Here is a 25,668-nt window from a genome sequence, read left to right on the forward strand (position 1 = left end):
GTCTCTCAGGTGAGGCGTTTCGCCCCGGCGCGTATCGTACCGCACCCGCGGCCCCGGCCGCGAGCGCGCGCAGGCGGGCTCGCGAAATGGAAGTCCACTCAGTGTGGACGCATCGCCACCTTGAATCCGGACCGCCTGAATTAAGATGCAGCCGGCAGCGACGGACCTTCGACGATAGACGTCGGCCGTCGTCCTCGCTGCCCGAAGGGGGCGGTCTGCCGAAGGCGGTGTTCGCATCGATCCGCACGACGGAGCCGAGCATGACGGGGGCGAACGGACGCCGGTTTTCGTGCCTGTTCAATAGCATTGCTTATCAAGAAGCCGATCGGTGCGGTGCAGCGTGTCGGCGAACGGCAGACGAGAGTACGCCGGAAAGAGAAAAAGAGGATTCCGATGAAACCCATTGCATGGATGGTCATGGCAGCCGCGCTCGCGCTGTCCGCATGCGGCGGTGACGACGTTGCCACGAACGGCGGCGCATCGTTGTCGTCGCCGAACAATCCCGGTTCACCTTCCGGTTCGACCTCGCCCGGCGGCGGTTCGAACGGCGGCTCGAATGGCGGGCCGACGGGTGGCGGGACCACGCAGCCGCAGGCCGGCTGGTCGAAGGCCGCCGCGGTGGACGGCAAGGGGCCGGAAGGCGAGCCGAGCGTGACCATCGACGCGAGCGGCAACGCGCTCGCCACCTGGATGACCAACGGCACGGCCGGCACGACCGGCAACGAGATGTGGGGCGCGCGCTATGTGCCGGGCTCGGGTTGGGGAAGCGCGACGCGGCTCGACACGAGCGACGGTTCGCATGCGATGAATTCGCTGACCGGGGTGCAACCGCAACTGGTCGGCAACGCGAGCGGGCAGGCGGTCGCCTTCTGGACCGAGTGGACGCCGGGCCCCAACACGTACGCCCTGTGGGCGCGCCCGTACACCCCGAATGGCGGTTGGGGCACCCCGGTCGCACTGGCGCCGGACATGGCCGGTTCGTCCTATTCGGCCGGCATGGACAGCCAGGGCAACGCGCTCGTCACATGGACACAGTCGATCAGCCTGCTCGACACGCGCATCGCGTGGACGCGCTATACGCAGGCCGGACAGTGGTCGCCGACGGCGCTGGTCCAGATGCCGGTGCAGACCGGGCCGGGCGCGGTGACCGGCGATACGGACAACGTGAGGCCGATGCTGTCGGTCCTGTCGTCCGGCCGCGCGGTGCTCGCGTGGCGGCAGACCAACCATACGAAGTCGGCGCTGTGGACGGCCACGTACGACGCGACCAACGGCTGGACCAACGTCAACCAGGCCGTATCGAATACGAGCCTGTTCACGACGATCATCTCGCCGGTCGCCGGCATGGACGCGAAGGGCAACATCACGCTGCTCTGGGGGCAACTCGACGTGACGGGCGGGAAGATCTACACCGCCACGATGTCGCAGCGCTACGTCGCCGGAACCGGATGGCAGCCCTCGCAGCCGGTGGCGCCGGCGATCGTCGAGCCGACGGGCTTCATCGCGACGCCGATGCTCGCCGTCAACGAAAACGGCGTGGCCGCCGCGATGTGGGCGGAAGGGGGCGCGGTCCTGCAGGCGAGCGTGTCCGATGCCGGCGGAAACTGGGGGGCGCTGCAGCGGCTGACGGAACACCTGAACGGGGCGGCGCTCCAGTACCCGCCGCTGGTGATCGACGCGGCCGGCAACGTGACCGTCGCCTGGCAGGACACGGGCACACCGAACGCGTCGCTCCTCCTCGTGGCCGGCTATCGGAACGGGGCGTGGAGCACGTCGACGCTGGATCCGCAGGACGGGTCATGGCCGGCGCTGGCCGTCAATGCCGCGGGGGCGATGGCGCTCGTCTGGCAATCGTTCGTCGCGAACGTCGGCAGCCAGATCCAGTCCAGCTTTTTTACGCCGGGCTCGTAATCGTGCCCCACCGGGAATTCGAAGGAGAAACCATGAAGCAGATCCTGCAATGCGCCGTCACCTTGCGGACGGCGCTGGGCGCGGCGGCCGCCGGCCTCGTGCTGTCCGCGTGCGGTTCGACGCAGATGAACATGGTCGACGTGCAGACGTCGACCGCGAAGACGCTCGGGCTCGCGTCGTCGGACGAGATCACGATCGCCAACGTGCAGTACGGGAAGAAGGACGGGCTCGGCGGCCAGAAGGTGAGTTACGACGCGACGACCGGCAAGGGGCGGCGTTTCGGCTGTACGGTGTTCATGATTCCGGGGCTCACGCCGATCGATCGGCCGACGTACAACAACTGGGAATGCCATCCGCAACGCTGATGGCCGCGGCAACGACGGCGCCCGTCGCGAGGCGCCCGTCGACCGCCTGGGTGGACGATGTGCCGCGCCGGCCTTGCGCCGGCGCAATTGGGTCCGATAATCTGCGAACCGATCTCTCCTCTCGTGTCGGCTCGATAAAAACACTGTCATGGATCAAGCGGCATTCGTCCCCGTTTTCAAGTTTCGCACCATCGACTACCCCGAGCGGGACAGGTTCCACGTCTGGGTCAAGGACATGCTGTGCGACTGCCGCCTGGAAGACGACGGCGGCCACGGCGTGTTCGACGCGGAAGCGAGCGGTGCGGCACTCGGCCCGCTGATCCTGTCGGGCCGCCACTGGCGATCGCGCGCGCCGGCCTACCGGGTTCATCGGACCACGCGGCGGATCCGCCTCGACGGACAGGATTCGATCCGCTTCACGCTGCTGCTCGGTGGCCGGATGGCCAGCCACACCGGCGGGCCCGAACTGGTCAAGGGCGCCGGCGACGTGTTCGTGTACGACGTCGCGCAGATCAACGACTGCAGGGTCGAGGCCGGCGACGTGATCAGCCTGGTCGTGCCCAGATACCTGCTGCCGAGCCATGCGGCGCAGGCGCACGGCCAGACGCTGACGAGCGGCGTCGGGCGGCTGCTCGGCGACCACATGCTGTCGCTGTTCCGCAATCTGCCGAATCTGCGCACGCACGAGATCCCGAGCATCGTCCAGTCGATGCTGCTGCTGCTCGCCGCGGCGGTTGCCCCGACCGCGCAGGCGCTGCACGACGCACGCGGCCCGATCGACGGGGCGCTGGCCGAGCGGGTCCGCCGCTACATCGACGTGCATCTGCTGGAGCCCGACCTCGATCCCGACCGGATCTGCCGCGACATCGGCGTGTCGAGAGCGCGGCTCTACCAGCTGTTCAAGGAAGACGGCGGCGTGATGCGGCAGATCACGCGGCGGCGGCTGCGTCACGCGTACCACGTGCTCGGCGACCCGCAGCGCCGGCATCAGCGCATCGCGGAGATCGCGTGGGCGCACGGTTTTCCCGACGAGAAGTATTTCCACCGGCTGTTCAAGGCGGAGTTCGGCCATACGCCGAAGGAAACGCTCGAATGCGCGGCCGCGCCGATCCTGCTGCCGTGCGATGCGGCCGGCGATCGATGGGGGGATGGCGGCCGGCTGGCGGGATGGACGCTGCCGTTCGGCGTGCTCACCAACTGAGCGGGCCGCGCGTTCCGGCCGCCGCGCGGCGGCTCGTTTCGTGCGTCACGCGTACACGCTGCTGGCCGCACCGCCTTCATCGACCTCGTCGATCGCGGCCCGCAAGTCGTCGATCGCCACCATCAGCTCGCGCACCTGCCGCAACGACGGGTACTGGTGCAGCACCGCATGCCATTGCGGCATCGTCAGCAGCGCGTGCCAGACGACGCCGAGGCCGTCGGGAACGGTGTGCGGCTGTTGCGCGAGTGCGCTCGCGTACTCGAGGCTGGCTTGCGCCGACAGCAACTGCATCCGGCTCGCGGCGCCCAGCAGGCGCGGCGTCGCGTCGGCGGACGCATCGCAGCAATAGAGCACTTCCCGTTGCAGCGCGGCGTCGTCGGTCGTCAGCGCCCGCAGCGACGCGCCGTGCACGCGCACCGTGCCCTGGTGCGTCTCGAACGAATAGATCGTGTCCGGGTCGGCCTGCGCGAGCAGGGTCAGGCCGCGCAGCAGCCGCGGCAGATCGGTCGTCGCGGCATCCGCGGACGCTTTCGCTTCGACGAGGAAGCGCACGTTCCACGCGGGCGCCGGGTCGTCGCCGCGAGGGCGTTCGAGCAGGATCGCGTCCCATTCGGTTTTCGCGCGATCGTGCCGGCCCGGTATCGACGACGGCACGCGCATCGACGTCACCACCCGGTACGTGCGGCGTGCATCGACGGCGTCGAGCCTGCGGGCCAGCGCGTCGAGCGCCTGCGCGGCCAGCGCTTCGACGGCTGCGCCGCGCTGCTGCGATGCGACGCCCTGTGCAACGGCGACCGAGCTGCCTTCGAGCGGACCCTGGCGGACCCACAGCGCACGGTAGCGGCGCACGTGCTCGTCCGATGCCAGGGCGTCGACGCGCAGCAGGCGTTCGAGCGCGGGGCTGTCTTTCAGCTTGACGATGTCCTGTTCGAAGGCCGGGTCGGTCTTCATGTCGGGCAGTGCGAGCAGGTGCCGCAGCGTGTCGTGCAGATCGGCCCACGACGCGCCGGTGGCGGCCGTATGCAGCCGCGCGAGCCCGTCGCGTTGCCACGGCCGGGCGCTGCGCTCGAGCTTGGCCGGGTGCGCGATCGCGTTGACGGCCGAGTGCAGCGCGCGACGGTCCTGCTCCGCGTGTGCCGACAACGACGCGTATTCGCGCACGCTCGGCGCATCGTGCCGCAGCACCGCGGCCTGAAACGCGGGATCGCCGGAATGCGTATCCATCGCATCGCGGATCATCTGCGCGAGGGCGTCGATGAAGCGCTGCCGCAGCGCCGCGTCGGGTGTGTGCCCGTCGCTTCGCATCCTGCGCGCTTCCTCGATCACGATCGCAAGCGTGGCGGCCGGGTTCGCGGCGTCGGCCGGCGACGACGCGCTGTCGAGCGGCGGCAGCCGGTAGCGGCGCACGACGGTGCGCAGGGTTTCGTCGAGCAGGGCGGGAAGCGGTGTCAGCGACATGTTCGATATCGGCGTGAAAGCGGTGCGCATGCCAAGGGGTAGGGCGCGGTGCGCGCGGGGATGTGCAACGTTATCACGTCGTACGGAAGATGCAGGGGGGCGCAGCGTGCTACGGGCGGTCGTTCAAGGGGATGTCGCCCGCCGGCTCGCTGATCGTCGGGGCGATCGTGCTGGTGCCTGCCAGCCTCGCCGCCGACCGTCCGTGGACGCTTCACCCGTTGTCGCGCTCGCTGCCGGCACGGGCGGCGATCGCGTTCATCATCTACTTCCGGCTCGTGCAGACGCTCGGTTCGGTCGGCACGACGGGGCGCAGGCCTGTCTACGCGTGCCGATCAGCATCGGCATCGGCATGGCGCTGCTCGGGGAATCTCGGTTGGCATCGGCGTGGCTCGGGCTCGCGTGCGCCGTTGCCGGCGTGGCCGCGACGACGTTGCCGTCACGACAGTGCGCGCAGCCGCGCGCCTGACACCTGCCGCGAACCCGGCCGCGCAACGCGCGCGGCCGTCGCGCAGCGGCCAGCGATCAGTGATCAGTGACAGGCCCGGTCAGCCGTGCCCGCGCGCACGCGTGCATCAGGCCGTCAACGTCACCGACAAACTGCCGAGCTCGCCGAAGCGAACCGTCAGCGCATCGCCGAGCGGCACGTCGATCGCGCCCGCGTACGATCCGGTCGTCACGATCTGCCCGGCGCGCACCGGGTCGCCGCGCGAGGCGAGGAAGTTGACGAGCCACACCAGCGGCTTCAGCGGATCGCCGTCCGGGTGGCGGCCGTCGATCGTGCGGTTCAGCGCGCCTTCGAACGACAGCGCCAGCGTCTCGAGCGGCACGTTCAGCCCGTCGGGCACGACCGGGCCGACGCACAGCCCCTGGTTGAATTGCCCGTCGGCCAGCAGCTCGAACTTCGACGCGCGCGCGGGCTCCGCATAGCGGCAGCCGAGCACCTCGAGCACGATGCGCACCTCGCGGATCGCGTGGCGCACGTCCTGTTCGTCGTACGGCTGTTCGCGCGCGGGCAGGTCGCGATCGAGCACGAACGCGATTTCGGGTTCGATCCGCACGATCGGGCCGCCGACGACGCGGTACGGCGCATCGGCCTCGCGGATCGTCGACGCGAAGATCGGTGCGAGGATCACGCGGTCGGGCGGCGGCAGCGCGCATTTCCATCCGCCGACGGATTCGCCGAGCAGGTCGGCCACGCGCTGCTGGATCGCGAGCGCGGTGTCGATGTCGTCGGGGCGCAGTGCATCGGGCAGCAGCGGGCCGGGCGAGCCGGCATGGCGGGCGGCGACGAGATGCTGGGCGGCGCCGTCCACGCGTTCGGTAGTCGTTGTCATGTCGGTTGAGCGAGTTGAAAGTGGGCCGGCAAATAAGGGCCGGACGAAAGTCGCACATCCGATGATAGCGCCTTCGGCATGGTGACCGCTCGATTCCGGTGCGCACGGGCGGCGTGCGGCCGCCGCGGGCCCGGCGGATGCCGTCGCGCGCCGGCGGGTTCGACAAGCACGCGTATCGCGTGCCGCATACGCGAGGATGCACAAGGGTGCGGGCTCCGGCGCGCGTGCCGCGCCCTGCGTCGGCCGGTCGCAGCCGGCATGGTCGCTCGCTTGATCGCCGTCAACATTCGAACCCGCCGTCCGCCGATGATGGTGACAGGGCCGCGCGCACCCAGCCGCGCGGCAATTCACCCCAGCGAGGTTTGCATGTACAAGAAGATCATGGTGGCCGTCGACGGCAGCGCTTCGTCGAAACTGGCGCTTGCCGAGGCCGTAAAGGTCGCGCTGGCAGGCGACGCGCAAGTCAGTGCCGTGTATGTGGTCGACAAGTCGGTGCTGTTCACTTACGCGGGCCGTTTCGATCCGCACGCGCTCGTCGAGGAAATGCGCGACGACGGGCGCAAGGTACTGCGCGAAGCCGAACAGGTCATCGCGCTCGCCGGTGCGAAAGGCGAGGCCGAACTCGTCGAGACGGAGAGCATCGGCGAGGACATCTCGGAACGCCTGCAGCGCTACGTGAAGGAAGGCGGGATCGATCTCGCGGTGGTCGGCACGCACGGGCGGCGCGGCATCCGGCGCGTGCTGCTCGGCAGCGTCGCCGAGCGCTTCGTGCGCGGCTCGAAGTGCCCGGTGCTGCTGATTCGCGGCGACGATGCCGACGTAGCGGCTGCGGCCGCGTAACCCGGAGGGGGCGCAATGATACGCCGCCAATCCCGGATCGTCGTCGCGGCGATCGCCGTGTTCGTCTCGCTCGTGGGGATGATGGCCGTCGTGACGGGGCTATTGTTCGACAACGCGATGGCGCTGCGCGGCGGCGCGGTCGCGCTGGTCGTCGGCGTGGCCGGTTTCGTCGTGATGCTCAATCCGGGCGCGAAAGGCGAGGAGTGACGCGTTACGCGGCGTCGCTCCCTGAATCGACCGGTCGAACCACGTCAGCGCTTCGTCGTCGCGACCGAGGCGATGGAGCGCCCAGCCCTTGCTGTCGAGCGCATACGGGGCATCGGGTGACTGCGCGAGGCGCGCATCGATCAGCGCCATCGCACGATCGATCTTCAGGCCGGCGTTGACGAGGTCGTAGCCGATGCCGTTCAACAGGTCGCCCGAGAAATTGCCTGCGTCGAGCGCGGTGTCGATGCGGCCTTCGTTCCGCTCGGCAATCGCCAGCGCGATCATCTTGGCCGCGATCTGCTCCCGGAGTGCCCGGCCGAGGTGCCGGCCGCCCCCGGAACGCCGCGCGCGACGTATCCGGCCGCGCGCGCTTCTGTCAAACTGGCGCCCATGAAACCGCGCCTCGCCTCACCGCCTTCCTCCGATTCCGCGCCTGCGCCCGCAGGCTATCCCGACGCCGACGAACTGGCCGCGCTGCGCGCATGGTACGCGGGCATGACCGTGCGCCAGGCCGTCGAACGCTACCTGCCCGATCGTCTCGGCGAAGGGCGCTCGGCGCGCGGCGTGATCGGCGGGATTCGCCGCCGCCTCGTGCGCGTCGCACGGCAGGTCGGCCGGCCCGATCTCGCGGAGCGGCTCGGTCATCCCGACGGTGAGCGTATTCGGGAGGCGAAGGCGGCCGCCGAAGCGATCGGACTGCTGCGTCATGCGCGCGCGCCGGTCCCGCAGATCAGCGACGACGTCGGCCTGTGGCTGCCTGCGCGTGCGGTCGCCGCGCTGCGGGCGCACGGGATCGCGACGCTCGCCGATCTCACGGTGCGGATTCCGCGCCGGCGCCAGTGGTGGCGTGCGATCGCGGGCCTCGGCGTGGCCGGTGCGCGGCACATCGAGGCGTTTTTCGCCGCGCATCCGGACCTGACCGAACGGGCGCGCGCGCTGATCGCGGCGACGCCGCGCGGCAGCATCGTGCCGTGGGAGCAGTTGAAGCTGCCGCACGAGGTCGACGGCTCGGCCGGCACGTTTCGCGCGCCGCGTGCGACCAGCACGCTCGATGCGGACAACGATTACGCGGCCGTGCACGCGTGGCTGTCGCTGCACGAATCGGCCGCGACGCGGCGTGCGTACCGGAAGGAGGCGGAGCGGCTGATCCTGTGGGCGATCGTCGAGCGCGGCCGCGCGCTGTCGTCGCTGACGACCGAGGACGCGGTCGCGTATCGCGCATTCGTGCGGCGCCCGAGCCCGCACGAACGCTGGGTCGGGCCCGTGCGGCCGCGCGGTGCGCCCGACTGGCGGCCGTTCTCGGGCGCGCTGTCCGCGCGTTCGGCGGCGTACACGCTGTCGGTGCTCGGTGCGTTGTTTCGCTGGCTGATCGAGCAGCGCTACCTGCTGGCGAATCCGTTCGCGGGCGTCAAGGTGCGCGACACGCGCGGCGCGAACGCACTCGACACGTCGCACGCGTTCACCGAAGGCGAATGGCTGCTCGTGCGCACGATCGCCGACGGGCTCGAGTTCCGCACCGGCACGGCGGCCGGTGCGCCGCAGTCGGGCTGGACGCCGGCCGCCGCGCAACGGCTGCGCTTCATTCTCGATTTCGGCTATGCGACCGGGCTGCGCGCGAGCGAGCTGGTCGGCGCGACGCTCGGCGGCATCGAGACGGATGCGCACGGCGACACTTGGCTGAAGGTGGTCGGCAAGGGCGGCAAGGCCGCGCGCGTCGCGCTGCCGCCGCTCGCGCGCACGGCGCTCGACCGGTACCTGGTCGCACGCCGGCTGCCGGTCACGCCGGTGCGCTGGCGGCCCGATACGCCGCTGATCGCGAGCCTCGCGGAAGACGGTGCGGCCGCGATCACGAGCGTGCGGCTGTGGAAGGTGATGCAGCGTTTCTTCACGCAGACGGCCGATCAGGTCGAGGCCGACAACCCCGCGCTCGCGCAGAAGCTGCGGCAGGCGAGCCCGCACTGGATGCGTCATACGCATGCGACGCATGCGTTGGCGCGCGGCGCGGAGCTGACGACCGTGCGCGACAACCTGCGGCATGCGTCGATCTCGACGACGTCGATCTACCTGCACGGCGACGACGTGAAGCGGGCGCGGCAGATGTCGAGCGCGTTTGCGGCAGACAAGTAACGGCGTCGCGTCGATCCGGCCCGGGCCGTGCGCGCGTCATGCCGGTTGTCGGCTCGCGTCGGGCAGCGCAAGGTGCTGCGCCGCACGTGCCACGACCGCATGACGATCGGGCCGCACGCGCTCGAACAGCGCGGACACAGACGCGAGAATGTCTGGCGCGGCCTGCTCGGGACGTCCGCAGTCGAACGGCGGCTCGGGCGCATATTCGATGCCGAGCTGCACCGCTTGCGCGTAGGCCGGGCCGGTCAGGTCGGCCATCACCGAGAGCGCCATGTCGATGCCGGCGGTGACGCCGCCGCCCGTGACGACCGGGCCGTCGCGCACCACGCGGCCTTCGTCGACGATCGCGCCGAACGGCGGCAGCAGGTCGCGCCACGCCCAGTGGCAGGCGGCCCGCCGGCCTTGCAGCAACCCGGCCGCGCCGAGCACCAGCGACCCGCTGCACACGGAGGTAACATAGCGGGCGCCGAGCGCGAGCCGGCGCACCTCGCGGACGAATGCAGCGTCGGCGATCGCGTCGATCACGCCGAGCCCGCCCGGCACGCAGACGAGATCGGCGTGCGCGATGTCGGCGAGCCGCTCGACCTCGGCAACGGTCAGGCCGCTGTCCGCGCGAATCGATCCGCCGCGCACCGAGGCTCGCCGGATCCGCGCGCCCGGCAGACGCCAGAACACTTCGTCCGGCCCGGTGAAATCGAGCTGCGTGACATGATCGAACAATGCGAATACGACGATGAACGGCGTGGTGGCCATCACGATCTCCCGAGGTATGAGCGGCGTGTAGCATCGCGCCGCGCGCTGTCCGCCGCAATGTCATTTCTCCCGCACTTTCTGCCATGACCCATCGCGTCGCCATGCTCGTGTATCCCGGTTTCCAGGTGCTGGATGCCGCCGGGCCCGTTTCCGCGTTCGAGATGGCCGACTACGCGCGCGCGCCGTATTACGCGGTTCGCATCGTCGCGGCGCAGCCGGGGCTGGTGCGCAGTTCGTCGGGCGTGAGCTGGCACGCCGAGCCGTTGCCGGATGCGGCGGACCTCGATACGTTGCTGGTCGCGGGCGGCGACGGCGTCGATGCCGCGATGGCGGACGCAGCGACGTGCGCGTTCGTGCGGCGCTGCGCGGCGCGCGGCATCCGGGTGGCGAGTGTCTGTTCGGGCAGCCTGCTGCTGGCCGCCGCCGGTGTGCTGGACGGCCGGCTGGCGACCACGCACTGGGGCTGCGGCGAGCGGTTTGCCCGGGCGTTTCCGCAGGTGCGGCTCGCGCTCGACCGCATCTATGTGAACGACGGGCCGTTCTGGACGAGCGCCGGCATCACGGCCGGCATCGACCTGACGCTCGCGTTGATCGGCGAGGATCGCGGCGAGCGGCTGGCGCGCGCCGTCGCGAAACGTCTGGTCGTGTACTACCGGCGCCCCGGCGGACAGTCGCAGTTCTCGGCGCTGATCGAACTCGACAGCGCGCAAGGGCGCTTCAAGCCGTTGCTCGACCACATTCGCCGCAATCTCGGCGCACGCTTGCGCGTGAGCGACCTGGCCGAGCAGGCGTGCATGAGCCCGCGTCAGTTCGCGCGGGCGTTCCAGACGGAAACCGGCCTCACGCCGGCCAAGGCCGTCGAGAAACTGCGCGTGGAAGCCGCTCGTGCGGCGCTTGAAAGCGGGGCCGCGTCGCTGCAGCGCGTGGCGAACGAGTGCGGTTTCGGCGATACCGAAAACATGCGGCGCAGCTTTCATCGCTGGCTGGGCGTCGCGCCGTCGGCACTGCGTTCGTAGGCGGGCGTTGTTGCATTGTTACGTCGTCGATCGCGCTCGTCTCGCTCGGCCGCGCGCCGTCATGTGACTGTCACGACACGGCACGCAGCGTGTTGCGGGCCGGAAATGCCTGCACGTGCCTGAATGCACCCGAATGCGCGTTCCGCCGACGAATGGATGACGCACCGCAGCGCATCCGCCGATCAGGCGGAACGGTCGGGCGCACGCAGCGGTCATACACCTTTTGCAAGGAGCAGGGATGGCATCGAGCCAGGGGACAGTCGATTTCATCGTCGAACAGATGGCGGCGGCCGGCACGGTATCGGCGCGCAAGATGTTCGGCGAGTACGGTATCTATTGCGACGGCAAGATGGCGGCGCTCGTCTGCGACGATCGGCTGTTCGTCAAGCCGACGCCCGAAGGCCGTGCGTTTCTCGGCACGTGCGAGGAAGGTTCGCCGTACCCGGGCGCGAAGCCGCACCTCGTCATCTCGGGCGAGCGCTGGGACGATCGCGAATGGCTGTCGGCGCTGATCCGGATCACCGCCGCGCAGTTGCCGGTGCCGGTGAAGCGGCGTCGATAGCGGCCTTTTCGCGTGCAATGTTGCGCTGCGGCCAGGCGTATTCTGTGACACATGCGCGCGACCATCGCGCGCCAGGCGGGAGCACAAGAATGAAGACATCCGGACATCCGCGCGGCACGTGGCTCGCCCGCCGCGCCTGGTACGCGCTCGTCGCGGCCCTGTGTACGGGCTGGAGCGCGCTGTCGTTCGGCGCGGACGATGCGGCGGCGCTGCTCGACCGTTACCGCAGCCTCGGCGCGCAACTGAAGGACAACGCGTTTCACCGGCCGCTGGTGCTCGAATCGACGGAAGCGTCGTCGTCGCTGAAGGGCGACATCTACGCGGTGGTCGACTATCCGTTCGCGGTCGTGAGCGGCCAGCTCGACGATCCCGCGCAGGGCCCCGCGAACTGGTGCGCGGTGCTGATCCTGCACCTGAACACGAAATACTGTCATGCATCGGGCGGCGGCAACGGCCCGGTGCTCGACGTGAACCTCGGCCGCAAGATCCAGCAGAAGCTGTCCGACACCTATCGCGTGCAGTTCCGCTATCGCGTGGCGGCCGCATCACCCGACTATTTCCAGGTCGACCTGACCGCCGACAGCGGCCCGATGGGCACGAAGGATTACCGGATCGCGCTGGAGGCCGTGCCGGTCGGCGCGTCGCGCACGTTCCTGCATCTCACGTATTCGTATGGTTTCGGCACGGTCGGCCGCATGGCGATGAAGACCTACCTCGCGACCGTCGGCAGCGACAAGGTCGGCTTCACGAACGTCGGCGGATCGGCCGCGCAGCCGCAGTACGTCGGCGGCGTGCGCGGGCTGCTGGAGCGCAACACGATGCGCTACTACCTCGCGATCGATGCGTATCTCGCGACGCTCGACAAGCCGCTCGACCAGCGCCTCGCGCGCTGGTTCGACGCGACCGAGCAGTATCCGCAGCAACTGCACGAGGTCGAGCGCGGCGCGTATCTGCAGATGAAAGCGCAGGAGGTGCAGCGGCAGCAGGCGGCGCGATGACGGTGTGGCTCCCGGTCGCGCCGCCGCGCGTCAGTTCGACGCGCCGCCGACCGTGCGGATGCTGTGCCACTGCCCCTGTTCGACGCGGAACAGCGTGTACGGCGGCTTGATCAGGTCGCCGCGCTCGTCGAACGAGATCTTTCCGGTCACGCCGGTGACCGATACGCCGGGCAGGCTCGCGACGATCTTGCCGCGATCGAGCGAATCGGCCTTGCGTACCGCCGCGATCATCGCGAGCGCCGCGTCGTACGAGAACGGCGCATAGAGCTCGACATCCTGGTTGAAGCGTGCCTTGTACCGCTGCGCGAACGCGACGGCGGACGGCAGCTTGTCGAGCGCCGGCCCCGGTTCGAGATCCTGCGTGCCTTCGCCCGAGGTGCCGGCGATCTTCAGGAATGCATTGCTTTTCAATGCGCCGGCGCCGAACAGCTGCGCGCGGATGCCGAGCGAGCGCATCTGCTTGACGAGCATCGCGCCCTGTTCGTCGAGGCCGCCGAAGAACAGCAGGTCGACGTTGTTGCTCTTCATCGTCGTCAGGATCGCGCGGAAATCGACGGCCTTGTCGTTCGTGTATTCGCGCGACACGATGCTGCCGTGCGCATCCTTCACACCCTTCTCGAACGCGTCGGCGAGACCCTGGCCGAACGCGGTGCGATCGTCGATGATGCCGATCCGTTTCGCCTTCAGCTGCTCGACCGCGAAACGGCCGGCCACCACGCCGCCGACGCCGTCGTGCCCCATCGTGCGGAACACGTTCTTGAAGCCTTGCATCGTCAGCTGCGGATTGGTCGAGCCGGGCGTGATCATCGCGACGTTCGCCTGCTTGTAGACGGCCGACGCGGGAATGCTGCAGCCCGAGTTGTAGTGGCCGATCACGCCGACCACGCCGTCGTCGACGAGCTTCTGCGCGACCTGGATCGCGATGCGCGGATCGGCCTGGTCGTCCTGCACGTCGAGCACGAAGCGCACGGGCTTGCCGCCCACGGTCGGATGTTTCGCGTTTTCTTCGTCGAGCGCGAGTTGCGCACCGTATTGCAGATCCTTGCCGACGCGCGCGACGGGCCCCGTCAGCGGGCCGGCGAAGCCGATCTTGACGGTCTCCGGGTCCGCGGCCTGCGCGGATGCGCCGACCGTGCCGATCGAGCAGACGGCCAGCCAAGCCAGCCAGTTACGACGATTCATGATGGATGCCTCCTTGCAGTGGTGAAAGTCGCGGCGCGCGTCAGAATCGCGCGGCCCGGTACGGTGCGAGGTCCAGCGGCGGTGCGCGCTGGGCGACGAGGTCGGCGACGATTTGCCCGGTGATGCCGGCGAGCGTCACGCCGAGATGCTGATGGCCGAATGCATGGATCACGCGCGCGCTGCGCCGCGCGCGGCCGATCACGGGCACGCCGTCCGGCAGCGTCGGCCGGAAGCCGAGCCAGCTGCGCGTCGGTGCGCCGAGCGACGGCACGGCTTCGCGCGCGGAACGCGTGAGCAGCGCGACGAGCGACGGATTCATCGGCGCGTCGAAGCCGCCGAGTTCGACGGTGCCGGCCGCGCGCAGCCCTTCGTCGAGCGGCGTCATGTAGAAGCCGCGCTCGGCCCAGCCGACCGGCCGCGAGACGATCGGCTCGTGCGCGCCGAACTGCACGTGATAGCCGCGCTCGGTATCGAGCGGCACCGTATCGCCGCACGCGGCCGCGAGTGCGCGCGAGCGGGCGCCGGCGGCAATGACGACGTGATCGAACGTGCGCACGGCGCCGCCCGCATGCACGTTCACGCTGTCGCCGGCGGGCTCGATCCGTTCGACGCGCGTGCGTTCGAGCGCGGCGCCGCCGGTGGCGAGGTGCGCGAACAGGGCGCCGAGGAATCCGCATGGATCGGAGAAGTGCCAGCTTCCGACGAACAGCACGCCGCGCGTGAAGATCGGCGCGAGTGCGGGCTCGAGCCGGCGGATCGCGCTCGCGTCGAGCGTCTCGAACGGCACGCCGAGCCGGCGCCGCAGCGCGAGCGACGGCTGCGCGGCGTCGAACGACGCCTGCTGCGCATACAGGTACAGGCATTCGCGCGGCCGCACGAACGCGGCGAGCCGCGACGGTGCAAGCAGCGGCGCATAACCGTCGGCGGCGCGCGACAGCAGCGCGGCCAGCGCGGTCGCGCTGCGTGCGTGGCGCGCGGGCGTCGATGCGAGCAGGAACCGCGCGAGCCACGGCGCGCCGTGCAGCAGGTACGGCCAGCGGATGCGCAGCGGGCTGTCGGCGGCGAACAGGAAGTGCGGCATGTCGCGGAACACCGACGGGCCGTTCACCGGCACGCAGCCGTACGGCGCGAACGTCGCGGCATTGCCGAACGACGCGCCCTGGCCGATGCCGGCCGGGTCGAACAGCGTCACGCGATGCCCGTCGCGCTGCAGCCATGCCGCCGCGCCGAGCCCGATGAAGCCTGCACCCACGATGGCGACATTCGCCATGACGCGTTCCCTCCGGTCCACATGATTCACACAAAGTTGCGATCAAGAATCACACAGTAATTTTTTGTGTGCAATCAAAATGAGATTGTGTGGCGCTAGCGTTTACCCGATTCCAGCTGACTGATTCGACAGACTTTTCAACTGACGTTTGACTGGAAGGGGATGTCGGATACAATCGCTGGGCAGGTCAAAATGGCAGACAAACGCTTTTTGTGTGGTCACGGGCGATAAATGGCATCAGACAAACTTTCCGGCGAGCGCGACGGCGGCGCGCCGGCGCAGGCGAAGCGGCCGACCTACGTCGAGGTATCGAGCTCGATCGAGGAGGAAATCCGCAGCGGCATGTATCCGCCGGGCAGCCGCCTGCCGCCGCAGCGCCAGCTCGCGACCGAGCTCGGCATCAACGTATCGACCGTGTCCCGGGCGTACAAGGAATTGCAGCTGCGCGGCCTCGTGATCGGCAGCAAACGGCGCGGCTCGCTCGTCACCGGCGGTGCGATGCCGAGCATCGAGCCGGCCCGCGCGTCGCTCGCGGCGGGCAACGGCGTGATCGACCTGACGGTGAACCGCCCGGCCACCGGCGAGTTTCTCGCGAGCCTCGCGCAGACGTTCGGCACGCTGCCGAACGACCCGCGTTTCGCCGCCCTCCAGGAATACCAGCCGCCGCAGGGCCCCGACTGGGCGCGCGCCGCCGGCGCGCAGTGGCTCGCCGCGCCGGGCTTCGCGCCGTCGCGCGACCAGGTGGTCGTCACGAGCGGCGCGCAGCACGGGCTGTACGCGGTGCTGAACAGCCTGATCGGCACCGACGGCGTGATCGTGGCCGACCGCCTCACGTATTACGGGCTCAAGGCGCTTGCGCCGGTGTTCCAGTTCGAGATCGTCAGCGCGCCCGCCGACGACGACGGCCTGCTGCCCGACGAGATCGAGCGGATCTGCCAGCGCATGCCGGTCAAGGCGATCTTCGTCGTGCCGAACCTGCAGAACCCGACCGTCACGACGATGAGCCTCGCGCGCCGGATGGCGCTCGTCGACATCGCGCGCCGCCATCACGTGACGATCATCGAGGACGACGTGTACGGCCCGCTCGTGCGCGACCGGCTGCCGGCGATCGCGGGGCTGTGCCCCGAGCTGACGTTTCATATCGGCGCGACGTCGAAGATCCTCGCGCCGGGGCTGCGCCTCGGTTACCTGAGCTGCCCGCGCGACAGCGTCGCACTGTGCGCGGAGGCGGTGCGCACGACCGCATGGATGCCGGCCCCCACGTCGATGCTGATCGCGACCGTGTGGATCGAGGACGGCACCGCCGAGCGGATCATGGGCGCGCAACTCGCGGAGATCCGCGCGCGCGTCGATCTGGCGCGGGAGCTGCTGCCGGCCGGGCAGCTGAAATCCGACCCGGCGTGCATGTTCGTGTGGCTGCGCCTGCCGCCGCCGTGGCGCGCCGACGACTTCGCCGCGAACGCGAAGGCGCGCGGCGTGATCGTGATGCCGTCGTCGACGTTCGCGGTCGATCGCGCGGAGATCGAGCACGGCGTGCGCATCAACCTCGCGTGCCCGGCCTCGCGCGACGAACTCGTCAACGGGCTGCGGATTCTCGCCGGCACGTTGAAGGACCGGCCGCGCGCGCTGTTCGGTTCGATCTGACGGCGGCCGCTCAATCGAGCAACCCCGCGACGACGTCGACGATCCGCTGCAGCAGCGCTTCGTCGTAAGGCAGCCACGGCACCGCGCGCAGCGGCGACGGCGGCGGCTCGATCGCGGCATCGACGGGTTCGCCGTCGCGCATCACACGCCCGGTCGCGCAATGCACCGACCACGCGCCGACGCGCACATGCCGTTCATCGATCGTCATCTTCCCTTGCGCCACCGGCCCGGCGAACACGAGCGACAGCACGTGCCGGCGATGCCGCGCCATCGTGCCCAGCGGCACGTCCGACAACCGGTTCAGGCGCTGCCAGCGTTGTGCTTCGCGCTCGCGTTGGCGCACCGGATCGACCGTGAGCGCGGCCGTCGCCGCGCGTGTTGTGTCGTCGTCGAGCGCGAACGCGGCGACGCTGACGAGCAGATCGACCGCGCGCGCCACTTCCGAGAACACCACACGATCGATTTCGCCGATCGGCAGCGGTATCCAGTGCCGGTCGTGCCGGCGTTCGAAGTGCAGCCGGCGCGACGTGCCGTGGCTTTCCGAGCCCGGATAGAGCCGCGCATCGACGAAGAAGGTCGCGCGCACGTCGCCGAATTCGCGGACGAGCCCGTCGTCGTACGCGCGGATCGACCAGCCTTCGCGACGCGCGACGCCGACCAGCTGCCGGCTCGACAGCACGTGGCCTTCGAACATCGCGGAATCGCTCGCGGACGCGTCGCCGTCGGCCGGTACGTAGTATTCGCGGAAGGCCTGCCTGACCGGCTGCCGCAGCGTGCGGCCGACGATCGCGCGTTGCCACGCGAGCCGCTCGTCCGCATCGGCCAGCAGCGGATGCCATAGCCGGATGTCGCTGTCGCCGGCGATGTCGATCGCGTGCCCGGCCGCGTCGCGCAGCACGACCTTGCCCTTTGCGATCTCGGGCATGAACGACTGCGTCGACCCATCGCGGCCGCGCGCGTGCCAGATCGTGCGTGCCGCGAACGCGGCGCCGGCCGGCGCATCGACGAGGCGCTCGCGCCATTCGGCGTGGCCGAGCGTCATCGACTGCCAGAAGCCGGCTTCCATGCAGGTCGCGAGCATCGCGAGCTGTTTCTTGTCGGGCTTTGCGTCGAGCGTCATGCGCAGCGCGGTGTGCGGCCGCTCGCCGAGCGCGCGCTCGGCCGGCTTCAGGTTGCGTGCCAGCTTCTTCTGCACGCCGGCGTGACGCACGGTGGCGAGTGCGTCGCGCAGCGCGTGCACGCCTTCGGGGGTTGGGATCGTCTCGATCGCGTGGCCGAGCGCGATCGCGAGCGACTGGGACGGCGCGGTCTTCGCGGCCGTCGGCGCGACGCACACGCCGGTCAGCAGCGGCCCGATCAGCGGGCGCAGCCACGCTTCGTCGCGATAGGCGGCCACGCGGGCGGCGCGGGCGACGACCTGCGCGTCGTCGGTCGTGAATGCACGATCGGCCTCGTACGGGACGGCGCCCGCATGGAGCGCCGCCACGTGTTGCGCGGCTTCCGTCAGCGCATCGCGCGCGAACGCGACATACGCGGCGTCTTCCGCAAGCGTGACGGCCGGATCGCTCAAGTCGAGCCACAACCGCCTCGGCGCGAAATAACCGTTGTTCGTCGCGGCCAGCGCGAGCAGCCCGGCCAGCCCGAGTTCGGGCAGCACGTCGAGTTCGCGCACGCGAAACGGCGAATCCGCCAGCGCCTGCGCATACGCGTCGCGTCGCGCCGAGAAGTCGCGGCGGCCGGCGAACCGGTCGAGCGTATACACGCCATACGTGCTGGACTCGGTGCGCACGTCGCCTTCCTCCGGCTCGCCCGCGATGCGCGCGAGTTCGGCCTGCAGCGCGGGCGACGGCGGCGTGTCGAGGCAGGGCAATTCCTCCAGTGCGCGTTTCCAGCCGCCGGCCGGGATGTCGCGAAACAGTTCGAGCGCGGCATCGGCGTCGACGAGCGGCACGAGTCCGAGCGCATCGATCTGCCGGTGCAGCCAGCGCGCGAAATCGGCGCGCGGATCCTCGAATGCCTGGTCGCGCACCATGATCTCGTACTCGACACGGCGCAGGGCCGGCCAGACCGCGCCGAGCGCGTGCGCGTCGAGCGTCGACAGGTCGATCGGCGCGCCGGTGAAGTGCGGATGGTCGGTGCGGCTGGTCAGCCGCGCGACGAGCTGGTCGACGAGGGCGCGATCAGTCATCCGCGGGCCTCGGTGCCGGCCGCGTCGTTCCTGCGCCAATTCTGTACGTTCCGGGCGGTGCGGATCACGCCGCCGAGGTCGGATGCCTGTTCGATCGTGTACTGCATGGTCTGACTCCGGGAATGAAAACCGAGCGGACGCACAGTATTGCACCCCAATTGATGCGGTCGGGCGGAAGGCCGTGCGGCGGGCGTTCCGGGCCGATCCGGCCACGCTGTGTGCCGCTTCCGGCGGCCCGGCCATTTCATAAGACGTACAGTTCTCCCGCGATGCGCGATTCGCGCCGAACTGTACTCTTGTTCGCGTGGACGATGTGTGTACTCGTCGCCAACTGTTCTGCTCTTAAGATTCCATCATCAAGGGCACAGTGCCGCAGATCCAGTCGTACCGGAACCCTGTTGGCGCATCTTCAAGAGCGAGCCAGTGCGATGGAAAAGGCAAAACCGGAGGGAAAGATCAGGAACCACGATGGCCCGGTCGACGGGCGGAACACGTGCGTATCGGATGCGCGCAGCGGGGCGGGGCGGCTGCGCAGGCCGGCGGGAGGCACGCGATGAAACTCTATGAAAAGCTCGCGGACGACATCGAGCGCCTGATCCGCCAGGGCGTGTACCGGCACGGCGACCGGATTCCGTCGGTGCGGCAGGCGAGCCAGCAGCACCGGATCAGCATCACGACCGTGCTGCACGCATATCTGCTGCTGGAAAGCCGCGGGCTGCTCGAAAGCCGCCCGCAGTCCGGCTATTTCGTGAACCTGCGGCGCGACGACGGCCATGCGCCGGTGCGCGAGCTGCGGCCGTCGAAGCCGATCGCGATCTCGTCGTCGGTCGACGTGAGCCGGCTCGTGTTGTCGACGCTGCGCTCGATCGGCACCGACGACGCAGTGCCGCTCGGCTCGCCGTACCCGGACCCGAGCCTGTTCCCGTTCGAGAAGCTGAACCGCTATGCGTACGCGGCCGGCCGCGACAAGTCGTTGTGGGGCGTGACGGACGGATTGCCGCCCGGGCATCCGCGGCTGATCCGTCAGATCGCACGGCGCTACCTGGAAAACGGGATGTCGGTGGACCCGAACGAGATCATCGTGACGGTGGGCGCGACGGAGGCGATCAACCTGTGCCTGCAGGCGGTGGCGAAGCCGGGCGACACGATCGCGGTGGAGTCACCGACGTTCTACGCGATGCTGCACGCGATCGAGCGGATGGGGATGAAGGCGATCGAGGTGGCCACGCATCCGGAATACGGGATCGACATCGCGGCGCTGGCCGCGATCGCGAAGTCGCAGCCGATCGCCGCGTGCATGGTGATGCCGAACTTCCAGAACCCGCTCGGCTTCCAGATGCCCGACGAGCGCAAGCGCGAACTGGTCGAGTTCGCGACGAAGGCCGGAATGCCGCTGATCGAGAACGGTGTGTATAACGAACTGTATTTCGGCGATGCGCATCCGAGTTCGCTGAAGTCCTATGACCGCAACGGGATCGTGCTGCATTGCTCGTCGTTCTCGAAGAGCCTGACGGCCGCGTACCGGATCGGCTGGGCGCTGCCGGGCCGTTATCGCGATCAGGTCGAGAAGCTGAAATTCCTGAACACGCTCGCGACGCCGTCGTTGCCGCAGCTCGCGATCGCGGAGTTTCTCGAACGCGACGGTTACGAGCATCACCTGCGGCGCTTGCGCAAGGCGTATGCGCAGCAGGCGAACCTGATGCGGGCGATGGTGTCGCGGTTTTTCCCGGAGGGCACGCGCATCTCGAGTCCGGCGGGTGGTTACGTGCTGTGGGTCGAGTTGCCCGCGCAGGTCGACGCGATGCGACTGTACCAGCTCGCGCTGGAGCAGGGCATCACGATCGGGCCCGGCTACATGTTCTCGATCACGGACAACTACCGGAACTTCATCCGGCTGAACTACAGCAGCCCGTGGTCGCCGGAGATCGAGCAGGCGGTGATTGCGGTGGGGAAGCTCGCCTCGGCTTGCATGAAATGACGGGGGCGTGTTGTTGCTCGAGGGGGCATGACGAAGCCGGCTTGGGGCCGGCTTTGTTTTTGGTTTGGCGGGGGGAGTGCGATGAGCTTTGCCACGTTGGCGTTGGCAGGACAACGCCACACTGTTGACGCTGCCATGCAGGCGTCGCCGCACGGATTGGGGGTAATTCCGGTGAAAAGGCGCGGGGTTTCGAATCGCGTCGCGAAGTTGCTTGCGGTGGCGTGAAGCCCGCAGCAAATGACGACTGAACGCGAAGTGTTGGCGAATCGGAGCGAAGCACGGCAGGAATACCTGCGTCCGCCCCGGCAGTCGAAAGCTGCGCATGCGTCGCTTGAGTTCGCGCTTGGGCTGATGACTGTTCTCGGCACGGCTGTTCATGCGCGCAGCCGTTCTGACGAAAACATGCTCACTCTTGCAAGCTCCGGATCGGTGACGATCTTGTCCGGTGCGGAGCACTCGCTCGAAGAAGCATTGGGCCGCGGCCTTGTCACACCGCTTCCGAAGCAGGACACAGTGTTCGTCGACGGCGCGCCGCATCCAATAGGGGGCGCCGCGCAACGTCACGAAGATTTCCCCGAGGCGCCAGGTTGTGCCCGGGGCAGTGCCGGTTGGGCATGATCAGGTGGGCGAACCTGGCGCCGAACTTGTCGTACCGACGGCGGACCAATCTCGTGACGGGTGAACACGCTGTGTTCGAACCGCAACTCTTTGCGTAAATCGAGACCTGATCTGTCAGTCAGCGTCAGATCGTCCGACTCAGTTCAGCCATTCTCGGCCGTCCGGCGCGGTCGGCACATAGTCATCCGCGTGACCGTTCGGCTCCGCTTCACGACATTCGGCCGGTCCAGGTGCCTACGTTGATGCACGGGGACGAGTTGCTGGTTCCTGCCTCAGTGCTTCGGCAATATCCAGTGCTGCTTTTTGCAGCTCGGGCACATAGCGGCGAGTGGCATCTTCGAGACTGACCGCGCGCGACAGGAAGACGACATTGAGACTGGCGATCACGCGTTCGTCCGCGCTGATCGCGACCGCCACCGCACCGATTTTCGCCTGCGCGGTCCAGTCGCCGTGATTCGAGCCGAAACCATCCTCTCGCACACGCCGGATCAGCTTGCGCACGAGCGCGTCGTTTCTCGCGAACGCCTGTTGCTCTTCGCCGCCCGCGCCGGAGCGCAGCAGTTCCAGAATGTCCTCGCGCTCTTCGTCGGGGCACATCGCGAAATAGGCGCGGCCCGCAGCCGTCAGCAAGATCGGCAAACGCCGCCCGACCATCGCGCGATGAAACGACAGCCGGCTGAAGCGATGCGTCGTCTCGCGGATGATCATCGCATCGCCATCGGGCGTGGTCAGATCGGATGGCCATGCAACGCGCTGCAGGAGCTGGCCCATGATCGGCGGCGCAACGGTCGCGATACGCTCGGTATCGGTGAAGCCCTCGCTCAACGAACGCACGGCGAGCGTCAGGCGGAAGCTGTCGTCCGATGTGCTGCGGCGTACGAACCCTTCCTCCATCAACGTTTCGAGCAGGCGGCGCACCGTCGTGCGATGCAGGCCGGTCAGATCGGCGATCTGCTGACTCGTTGCGCGTCCGTCTTCCATCGCATTCAGAGCCCGCAGTACCTGGAGGCCGCGCGCCAGTCCGCGCACGTTCGTATAGGTTGTCACGGAAAAATTCCATTGAAATCAATCATGTGCATTCTATGCACATTCCGGAGATTTTGTTGAGGGGGTTTTCCGCCATCCATAAACTGCGTTCATAAGCTGAACGATCGAGAGCCAGGCGCTTCGTCGGTTCAGCACATCGGACAAGCCCAGTCAGGAGACACGCATGCGCCCCGCCTTTGAACCGGCGGCCGGCAACGGCCGCACTCATCCTCACGAAACGACACATCGTTCGATCGACGCAGATGTCGCCATCATCGGCGCGGGCCCGGTCGGCCTGATGATCGCGAACATTCTCGGCCTGCAGGGCGTGCGCGTCGTCGTGATCGAGAAGCTCGCGCAGATCATCGACTATCCGCGCGCCATCGGCCTCGACGACGAAGCACTGCGCGTATTCCAGTCGGTCGGTCTAGTCGACACTCTGCTGCCGCATACCACACCGAATCACTGGATGCGCTTCACGCTGAAAGGGAAGTGCTTCGCGTCGATCGAGCCGCGCACCGACGAGTTCGGCTGGCCACGCCGCAATGCATTCATCCAGCCGCTCGCCGATCAGATTCTGTACAGGGGGCTCGGGCGTTTCGAGAATGTATCGACGCTGCTTGGCCACAGCGTCGACAGCTTCGCGCAGGACGAGTGCGGTGTGACCATGGAGGCGACAGACGCGAACGGTGCGAAGACGACGATTCGCGCCGCATACATGGTCGGCGCGGACGGCGGCAACAGCTTTGTGCGCCGCGCGCTCGACGTGCCGTTCGAAGGCCGCACGAAGCCGAATCAATGGATCGTGATCGACGTGCGCAACGACCCGATCGGCTCTCCGCATGTCTATCTGCATTGCGACGCGCGGCGTCCCTACGTTTCGGCGGCGCTGCCGCACGGCATCCGGCGCTTCGAGTTCATGGTGATGCCGGGCGAGACGGAGGAGGAACTGTCGAAGCCGGAGAACATGGCGGCGTTGGTGCGCGGGGTTGTCGACGATCCTGACAAGGTCGACTACATTCGCCGACGGGTCTATACGCACAACGCGCGGCTCGCGAGCACGTTCCGCGTCAAACGCATCCTGCTCGCGGGCGACGCCGCGCACATCATGCCGGTGTGGCAGGGGCAGGGTTACAACAGCGGCATTCGCGACGCGAGCAATCTCGGCTGGAAGCTCGCGATGGTCGTGAAAGGCACGGCGCACGACGCGCTGCTCGATACCTACACGATGGAGCGGCGCGCCCACGCGCGTTCGATGATCCACCTCTCGGAAGTCGCGGGCGATATCTTCGCGCCGACGAGCTTCTTCGGATCGAAAGTGCGCGACGCGTTCGTGCGCTGTTTCGACATGCTGCCTTCCCTGAAGCGTTACTTCGTCGAAATGCGCTTCAAGCCGATGCCGCGCTATGAAGAGGGCGTCGTGCTTCTGGCGCGACGTGCGCGGTCCGAAGGGCTGCTCGCGCGCACGATCGCGAAGCGCGGACACGGCGCGTTCGGCAGGCTGGTCGGTTTGATGAGCGAGAAACGTGAATCGCTGATCGGGCGGATGGTGCACGGCCGCGATGCGCAGGCGGGCACTCCTGTGGGCCGCATGTTCATCCAGCCACGCGTGCGTCTGGTGGATGGCAGCATCGTCCGGCTCGACGATGCGATCGGCAACCGTTTCGCGATCGTGGGGTGGGGCACGGACCCGACTTTCGGCCTGACGCCCGAGGCGCGCCGTATCTGGAACGCGCTTGGGGGGTGCTTCGTGATCGCGAAGCCCGACCCGCAGCTCGCCTTCCACGATGACGTGCCTGACGACGTGATCGCCTTTGGCGATGTCGACTCGCGCTTGCGCGACTGGTTCGCGCGCATGCCCGAATCGGTCGTGCTGTTGCGGCCCGACCGCTTCGTGGCCGGCATGTGCTCGCCGCAATGTGTATCGGGTTGTGTGTCGCAGCTTGCGCAACGGCTGTCGCTTGTGATGGCAACGGGCGCGACGGCCAACGGCGCGACGTTCGCGCACGCCGCCAACCTGGTAGGGGCCTGAGATGCCGATTCATCTCGAATGCATGTCGCACACGCCCTTGCACGGGTATTTCGACCCCAGTCCGGAAGTCGTCGCGGAAGTCGAACTGGTGCAGCGCGCGGCGCGCGAACGGGTCGATGCGTTTGATCCGGAGCTGGTAATCGTGTTCGCGCCTGACCACTACAACGGATTTTTCTACGACGTGATGCCGCAGTTCTGCATCGGCGTGAGTGCGACGGCCATCGGCGATTTCGGCAGCGCGGCCGGCCCGTTGCCCGTCGCGCGCGATGTGGCGCTCGCGCTCGCTGATGCCACACTCGCGAGCGATATCGACGTCGCCGTGTCGTATCGCATGCAGGTCGATCACGGCTGCGCGCAGGCGCTCGAGGTACTCACCGGTGGCATCGACCGCTATCCAGTGGTGCCCGTGTTCATCAACTCGGTTGCGCCGCCGATGGCGCCGTGCCGCCGCGCCCGGCTGCTCGGCGATGCGATTGGCCGTGCCGTCGCGCGCATGCCGAAGCGCGTGTTGCTGATCGGCTCGGGCGGCATTTCGCATGAGCCGCCGGTGCCGGAAATATCGGGCGCGGACGATGTCGTCGCGGAACGGTTGATCGCGGGACGCAACCCGTCACCGGAGTCGCGCGATGCGCGGCAGTTGCGTACCATCGCGGCGGCCAAGGCATTCGCGGCGGGTGACAGCCGGCTGCATCCGCTCAATCCCGCATGGGACCACACATTTCTCGAACTGCTCGAACGCGGTGAACTCACCGCCGCCGATGGCTTCACGAACGAAGCAATCACGCGTGAGGCAGGCAAGTCCGCACACGAAATCCGCACGTGGGTCGCCGCATTCGGCGCGCTTGCGGCGAGCGGTCGTTACGAGGCATCGATCGATTACTACCGCGCGATCCCGGAATGGATCGCGGGCTTCGGCGCGATGCACGCGCGAGAACGGACTCTTTCCAGGAGATAGAAC

General features: G+C 68.5%; 22 protein-coding genes. 15 read left to right on the forward strand and 7 right to left on the reverse strand.

Going from position 1 to position 25,668, the window contains the following annotated elements:
• The first annotated feature begins 393 nt into the window (after positions 1-393).
• The 3 genes from DPV74_RS03310 (at position 394) to DPV74_RS03320 (ending at position 3,477) form a co-directional block, all read left to right on the forward strand.
• Positions 394-1,911 (forward strand): hypothetical protein, encoded by a 1,518-nt coding sequence (locus DPV74_RS03310; RefSeq protein WP_119336499.1) that lies wholly within the window; start codon positions 394-396, stop codon positions 1,909-1,911.
• Positions 1,912-1,943: 32 nt separating this feature from the next.
• Positions 1,944-2,276: a hypothetical protein gene (locus DPV74_RS03315; RefSeq protein WP_034196211.1), complete on the forward strand. Its 333-nt coding sequence runs from the start codon at positions 1,944-1,946 to the stop codon at positions 2,274-2,276.
• Between the two features lie 148 nt (positions 2,277-2,424).
• A complete protein-coding gene (locus DPV74_RS03320) occupies positions 2,425-3,477 on the forward strand; it encodes an AraC family transcriptional regulator (RefSeq protein ID WP_119336500.1) in 1,053 nt (350 codons plus the stop codon).
• A 45-nt stretch (positions 3,478-3,522) separates the two neighbouring features.
• On the opposite strand, the gene DPV74_RS03325 is transcribed toward DPV74_RS03320, so the two are convergent.
• A complete protein-coding gene (locus DPV74_RS03325; RefSeq protein ID WP_119336509.1) occupies positions 3,523-4,935 on the reverse strand; it encodes a 3-deoxy-D-arabino-heptulosonate 7-phosphate synthase in 1,413 nt (470 codons plus the stop codon).
• Positions 4,936-5,024: 89 nt separating this feature from the next.
• Here DPV74_RS03325 and DPV74_RS03330 point away from each other — a divergent pair, with 89 nt between their 5' ends.
• The gene (locus tag DPV74_RS03330) at positions 5,025-5,471 is read left to right on the forward strand and encodes a hypothetical protein (RefSeq protein WP_175810317.1); all 447 of its coding nucleotides are present in this window, start codon (positions 5,025-5,027) and stop codon (positions 5,469-5,471) included.
• Between the two features lie 36 nt (positions 5,472-5,507).
• Here the strand turns inward: DPV74_RS03330 and DPV74_RS03335 are convergent, their stop codons facing one another.
• Positions 5,508-6,269 (reverse strand): 2-keto-4-pentenoate hydratase, encoded by a 762-nt coding sequence (locus DPV74_RS03335; RefSeq protein ID WP_119336501.1) that lies wholly within the window; start codon positions 6,267-6,269, stop codon positions 5,508-5,510.
• 366 nt (positions 6,270-6,635) lie between these two features.
• Between DPV74_RS03335 and DPV74_RS03340 the strand changes: the two genes are divergently transcribed.
• The 3 genes from DPV74_RS03340 to DPV74_RS03350 all read left to right on the forward strand — a co-directional run bounded on the left by DPV74_RS03340 (position 6,636) and on the right by DPV74_RS03350 (position 9,443).
• Positions 6,636-7,109, forward strand: a complete 474-nt coding sequence (locus DPV74_RS03340; protein ID WP_027792431.1) for a universal stress protein — start codon at positions 6,636-6,638, stop codon at positions 7,107-7,109.
• A 15-nt stretch (positions 7,110-7,124) separates the two neighbouring features.
• On the forward strand, positions 7,125-7,316 hold the full coding sequence (locus DPV74_RS03345) for a DUF2964 family protein (protein ID WP_021157890.1): 192 nt from the start codon (positions 7,125-7,127) through the stop codon (positions 7,314-7,316).
• A 390-nt stretch (positions 7,317-7,706) separates the two neighbouring features.
• Positions 7,707-9,443, forward strand: a complete 1,737-nt coding sequence (locus tag DPV74_RS03350; RefSeq protein ID WP_060317385.1) for a site-specific integrase — start codon at positions 7,707-7,709, stop codon at positions 9,441-9,443.
• Positions 9,444-9,479: 36 nt separating this feature from the next.
• Here the strand turns inward: DPV74_RS03350 and DPV74_RS03355 are convergent, their stop codons facing one another.
• Positions 9,480-10,196 carry a DJ-1/PfpI family protein gene (locus DPV74_RS03355; RefSeq protein ID WP_119336502.1) on the reverse strand — a complete coding sequence of 239 codons (717 nt, stop codon included), beginning with the start codon at positions 10,194-10,196 and terminating at the stop codon, positions 9,480-9,482.
• An 83-nt stretch (positions 10,197-10,279) separates the two neighbouring features.
• Between DPV74_RS03355 and DPV74_RS03360 the strand changes: the two genes are divergently transcribed.
• The 3 genes from DPV74_RS03360 (at position 10,280) to DPV74_RS03370 (ending at position 12,772) form a co-directional block, all read left to right on the forward strand.
• Positions 10,280-11,212, forward strand: a complete 933-nt coding sequence (locus DPV74_RS03360; RefSeq protein WP_060317388.1) for a GlxA family transcriptional regulator — start codon at positions 10,280-10,282, stop codon at positions 11,210-11,212.
• 238 nt (positions 11,213-11,450) lie between these two features.
• Complete coding sequence (locus DPV74_RS03365) at positions 11,451-11,774, forward strand: TfoX/Sxy family protein (protein ID WP_021157895.1); 324 nt, start codon at positions 11,451-11,453, stop codon at positions 11,772-11,774.
• A gap of 89 nt (positions 11,775-11,863) precedes the next feature.
• On the forward strand, positions 11,864-12,772 hold the full coding sequence (locus DPV74_RS03370; protein ID WP_060174745.1) for a hypothetical protein: 909 nt from the start codon (positions 11,864-11,866) through the stop codon (positions 12,770-12,772).
• A gap of 30 nt (positions 12,773-12,802) precedes the next feature.
• Here DPV74_RS03370 and DPV74_RS03375 read toward each other — a convergent pair whose 3' ends face one another.
• Positions 12,803-13,954 carry a branched-chain amino acid ABC transporter substrate-binding protein gene (locus tag DPV74_RS03375; RefSeq protein ID WP_027792437.1) on the reverse strand — a complete coding sequence of 384 codons (1,152 nt, stop codon included), beginning with the start codon at positions 13,952-13,954 and terminating at the stop codon, positions 12,803-12,805.
• 40 nt (positions 13,955-13,994) lie between these two features.
• The gene (locus DPV74_RS03380; RefSeq protein WP_119336503.1) at positions 13,995-15,224 is read right to left on the reverse strand and encodes an FAD-binding oxidoreductase; all 1,230 of its coding nucleotides are present in this window, start codon (positions 15,222-15,224) and stop codon (positions 13,995-13,997) included.
• 231 nt (positions 15,225-15,455) lie between these two features.
• Between DPV74_RS03380 and DPV74_RS03385 the strand changes: the two genes are divergently transcribed.
• The gene (locus DPV74_RS03385) at positions 15,456-16,868 is read left to right on the forward strand and encodes a PLP-dependent aminotransferase family protein (RefSeq protein ID WP_021157899.1); all 1,413 of its coding nucleotides are present in this window, start codon (positions 15,456-15,458) and stop codon (positions 16,866-16,868) included.
• Positions 16,869-16,878: 10 nt separating this feature from the next.
• Here DPV74_RS03385 and DPV74_RS03390 read toward each other — a convergent pair whose 3' ends face one another.
• Complete coding sequence (locus tag DPV74_RS03390; RefSeq protein WP_119336504.1) at positions 16,879-19,056, reverse strand: DUF4132 domain-containing protein; 2,178 nt, start codon at positions 19,054-19,056, stop codon at positions 16,879-16,881.
• A gap of 553 nt (positions 19,057-19,609) precedes the next feature.
• Between DPV74_RS03390 and DPV74_RS03395 the strand changes: the two genes are divergently transcribed.
• Entirely contained in the window at positions 19,610-21,034 is a 1,425-nt protein-coding gene (locus DPV74_RS03395) for a PLP-dependent aminotransferase family protein (RefSeq protein WP_027792441.1), read from the forward strand.
• Between the two features lie 237 nt (positions 21,035-21,271).
• Positions 21,272-21,652, forward strand: a complete 381-nt coding sequence (locus DPV74_RS03400) for a hypothetical protein (protein WP_162922931.1) — start codon at positions 21,272-21,274, stop codon at positions 21,650-21,652.
• Positions 21,653-21,886: 234 nt separating this feature from the next.
• On the opposite strand, the gene DPV74_RS03405 is transcribed toward DPV74_RS03400, so the two are convergent.
• Positions 21,887-22,699 carry a DNA-binding transcriptional regulator gene (locus DPV74_RS03405; RefSeq protein ID WP_060173244.1) on the reverse strand — a complete coding sequence of 271 codons (813 nt, stop codon included), beginning with the start codon at positions 22,697-22,699 and terminating at the stop codon, positions 21,887-21,889.
• Positions 22,700-22,862: 163 nt separating this feature from the next.
• Here DPV74_RS03405 and DPV74_RS03410 point away from each other — a divergent pair, with 163 nt between their 5' ends.
• Both DPV74_RS03410 and DPV74_RS03415 read left to right on the forward strand, forming a co-directional pair.
• On the forward strand, positions 22,863-24,710 hold the full coding sequence (locus DPV74_RS03410; RefSeq protein WP_119336505.1) for a bifunctional 3-(3-hydroxy-phenyl)propionate/3-hydroxycinnamic acid hydroxylase: 1,848 nt from the start codon (positions 22,863-22,865) through the stop codon (positions 24,708-24,710).
• Position 24,711: 1 nt separating this feature from the next.
• A complete protein-coding gene (locus tag DPV74_RS03415) occupies positions 24,712-25,665 on the forward strand; it encodes a 3-carboxyethylcatechol 2,3-dioxygenase (RefSeq protein ID WP_119336506.1) in 954 nt (317 codons plus the stop codon).
• Positions 25,666-25,668 lie beyond the last annotated feature (3 nt).

This window comes from Burkholderia sp. HAN2018, from assembly GCF_024704855.1.
GTDB classification, from domain to species: domain Bacteria; phylum Pseudomonadota; class Gammaproteobacteria; order Burkholderiales; family Burkholderiaceae; genus Burkholderia; species Burkholderia cepacia.

Bases quoted from the DNA above. Each gene is read 5' to 3' on its own strand.
- DPV74_RS03310 (WP_119336499.1), top strand. From the start codon at position 394: ATGAAACCCATTGCATGGATGGTCATGGCAGCCGCGCTCGCGCTGTCC.
- DPV74_RS03315 (WP_034196211.1), top strand. From the start codon at position 1,944: ATGAAGCAGATCCTGCAATGCGCCGTCACCTTGCGGACGGCGCTGGGC.
- DPV74_RS03320 (WP_119336500.1), top strand. From the start codon at position 2,425: ATGGATCAAGCGGCATTCGTCCCCGTTTTCAAGTTTCGCACCATCGAC.
- DPV74_RS03325 (WP_119336509.1), bottom strand. From the start codon at position 4,935: ATGTCGCTGACACCGCTTCCCGCCCTGCTCGACGAAACCCTGCGCACC.
- DPV74_RS03330 (WP_175810317.1), top strand. From the start codon at position 5,025: ATGCAGGGGGGCGCAGCGTGCTACGGGCGGTCGTTCAAGGGGATGTCG.
- DPV74_RS03335 (WP_119336501.1), bottom strand. From the start codon at position 6,269: ATGACAACGACTACCGAACGCGTGGACGGCGCCGCCCAGCATCTCGTC.
- DPV74_RS03340 (WP_027792431.1), top strand. From the start codon at position 6,636: ATGTACAAGAAGATCATGGTGGCCGTCGACGGCAGCGCTTCGTCGAAA.
- DPV74_RS03345 (WP_021157890.1), top strand. From the start codon at position 7,125: ATGATACGCCGCCAATCCCGGATCGTCGTCGCGGCGATCGCCGTGTTC.
- DPV74_RS03350 (WP_060317385.1), top strand. From the start codon at position 7,707: ATGAAACCGCGCCTCGCCTCACCGCCTTCCTCCGATTCCGCGCCTGCG.
- DPV74_RS03355 (WP_119336502.1), bottom strand. From the start codon at position 10,196: ATGGCCACCACGCCGTTCATCGTCGTATTCGCATTGTTCGATCATGTC.
- DPV74_RS03360 (WP_060317388.1), top strand. From the start codon at position 10,280: ATGACCCATCGCGTCGCCATGCTCGTGTATCCCGGTTTCCAGGTGCTG.
- DPV74_RS03365 (WP_021157895.1), top strand. From the start codon at position 11,451: ATGGCATCGAGCCAGGGGACAGTCGATTTCATCGTCGAACAGATGGCG.
- DPV74_RS03370 (WP_060174745.1), top strand. From the start codon at position 11,864: ATGAAGACATCCGGACATCCGCGCGGCACGTGGCTCGCCCGCCGCGCC.
- DPV74_RS03375 (WP_027792437.1), bottom strand. From the start codon at position 13,954: ATGAATCGTCGTAACTGGCTGGCTTGGCTGGCCGTCTGCTCGATCGGC.
- DPV74_RS03380 (WP_119336503.1), bottom strand. From the start codon at position 15,224: ATGGCGAATGTCGCCATCGTGGGTGCAGGCTTCATCGGGCTCGGCGCG.
- DPV74_RS03385 (WP_021157899.1), top strand. From the start codon at position 15,456: ATGGCATCAGACAAACTTTCCGGCGAGCGCGACGGCGGCGCGCCGGCG.
- DPV74_RS03390 (WP_119336504.1), bottom strand. From the start codon at position 19,056: ATGACTGATCGCGCCCTCGTCGACCAGCTCGTCGCGCGGCTGACCAGC.
- DPV74_RS03395 (WP_027792441.1), top strand. From the start codon at position 19,610: ATGAAACTCTATGAAAAGCTCGCGGACGACATCGAGCGCCTGATCCGC.
- DPV74_RS03400 (WP_162922931.1), top strand. From the start codon at position 21,272: ATGACGACTGAACGCGAAGTGTTGGCGAATCGGAGCGAAGCACGGCAG.
- DPV74_RS03410 (WP_119336505.1), top strand. From the start codon at position 22,863: ATGCGCCCCGCCTTTGAACCGGCGGCCGGCAACGGCCGCACTCATCCT.
- DPV74_RS03415 (WP_119336506.1), top strand. From the start codon at position 24,712: ATGCCGATTCATCTCGAATGCATGTCGCACACGCCCTTGCACGGGTAT.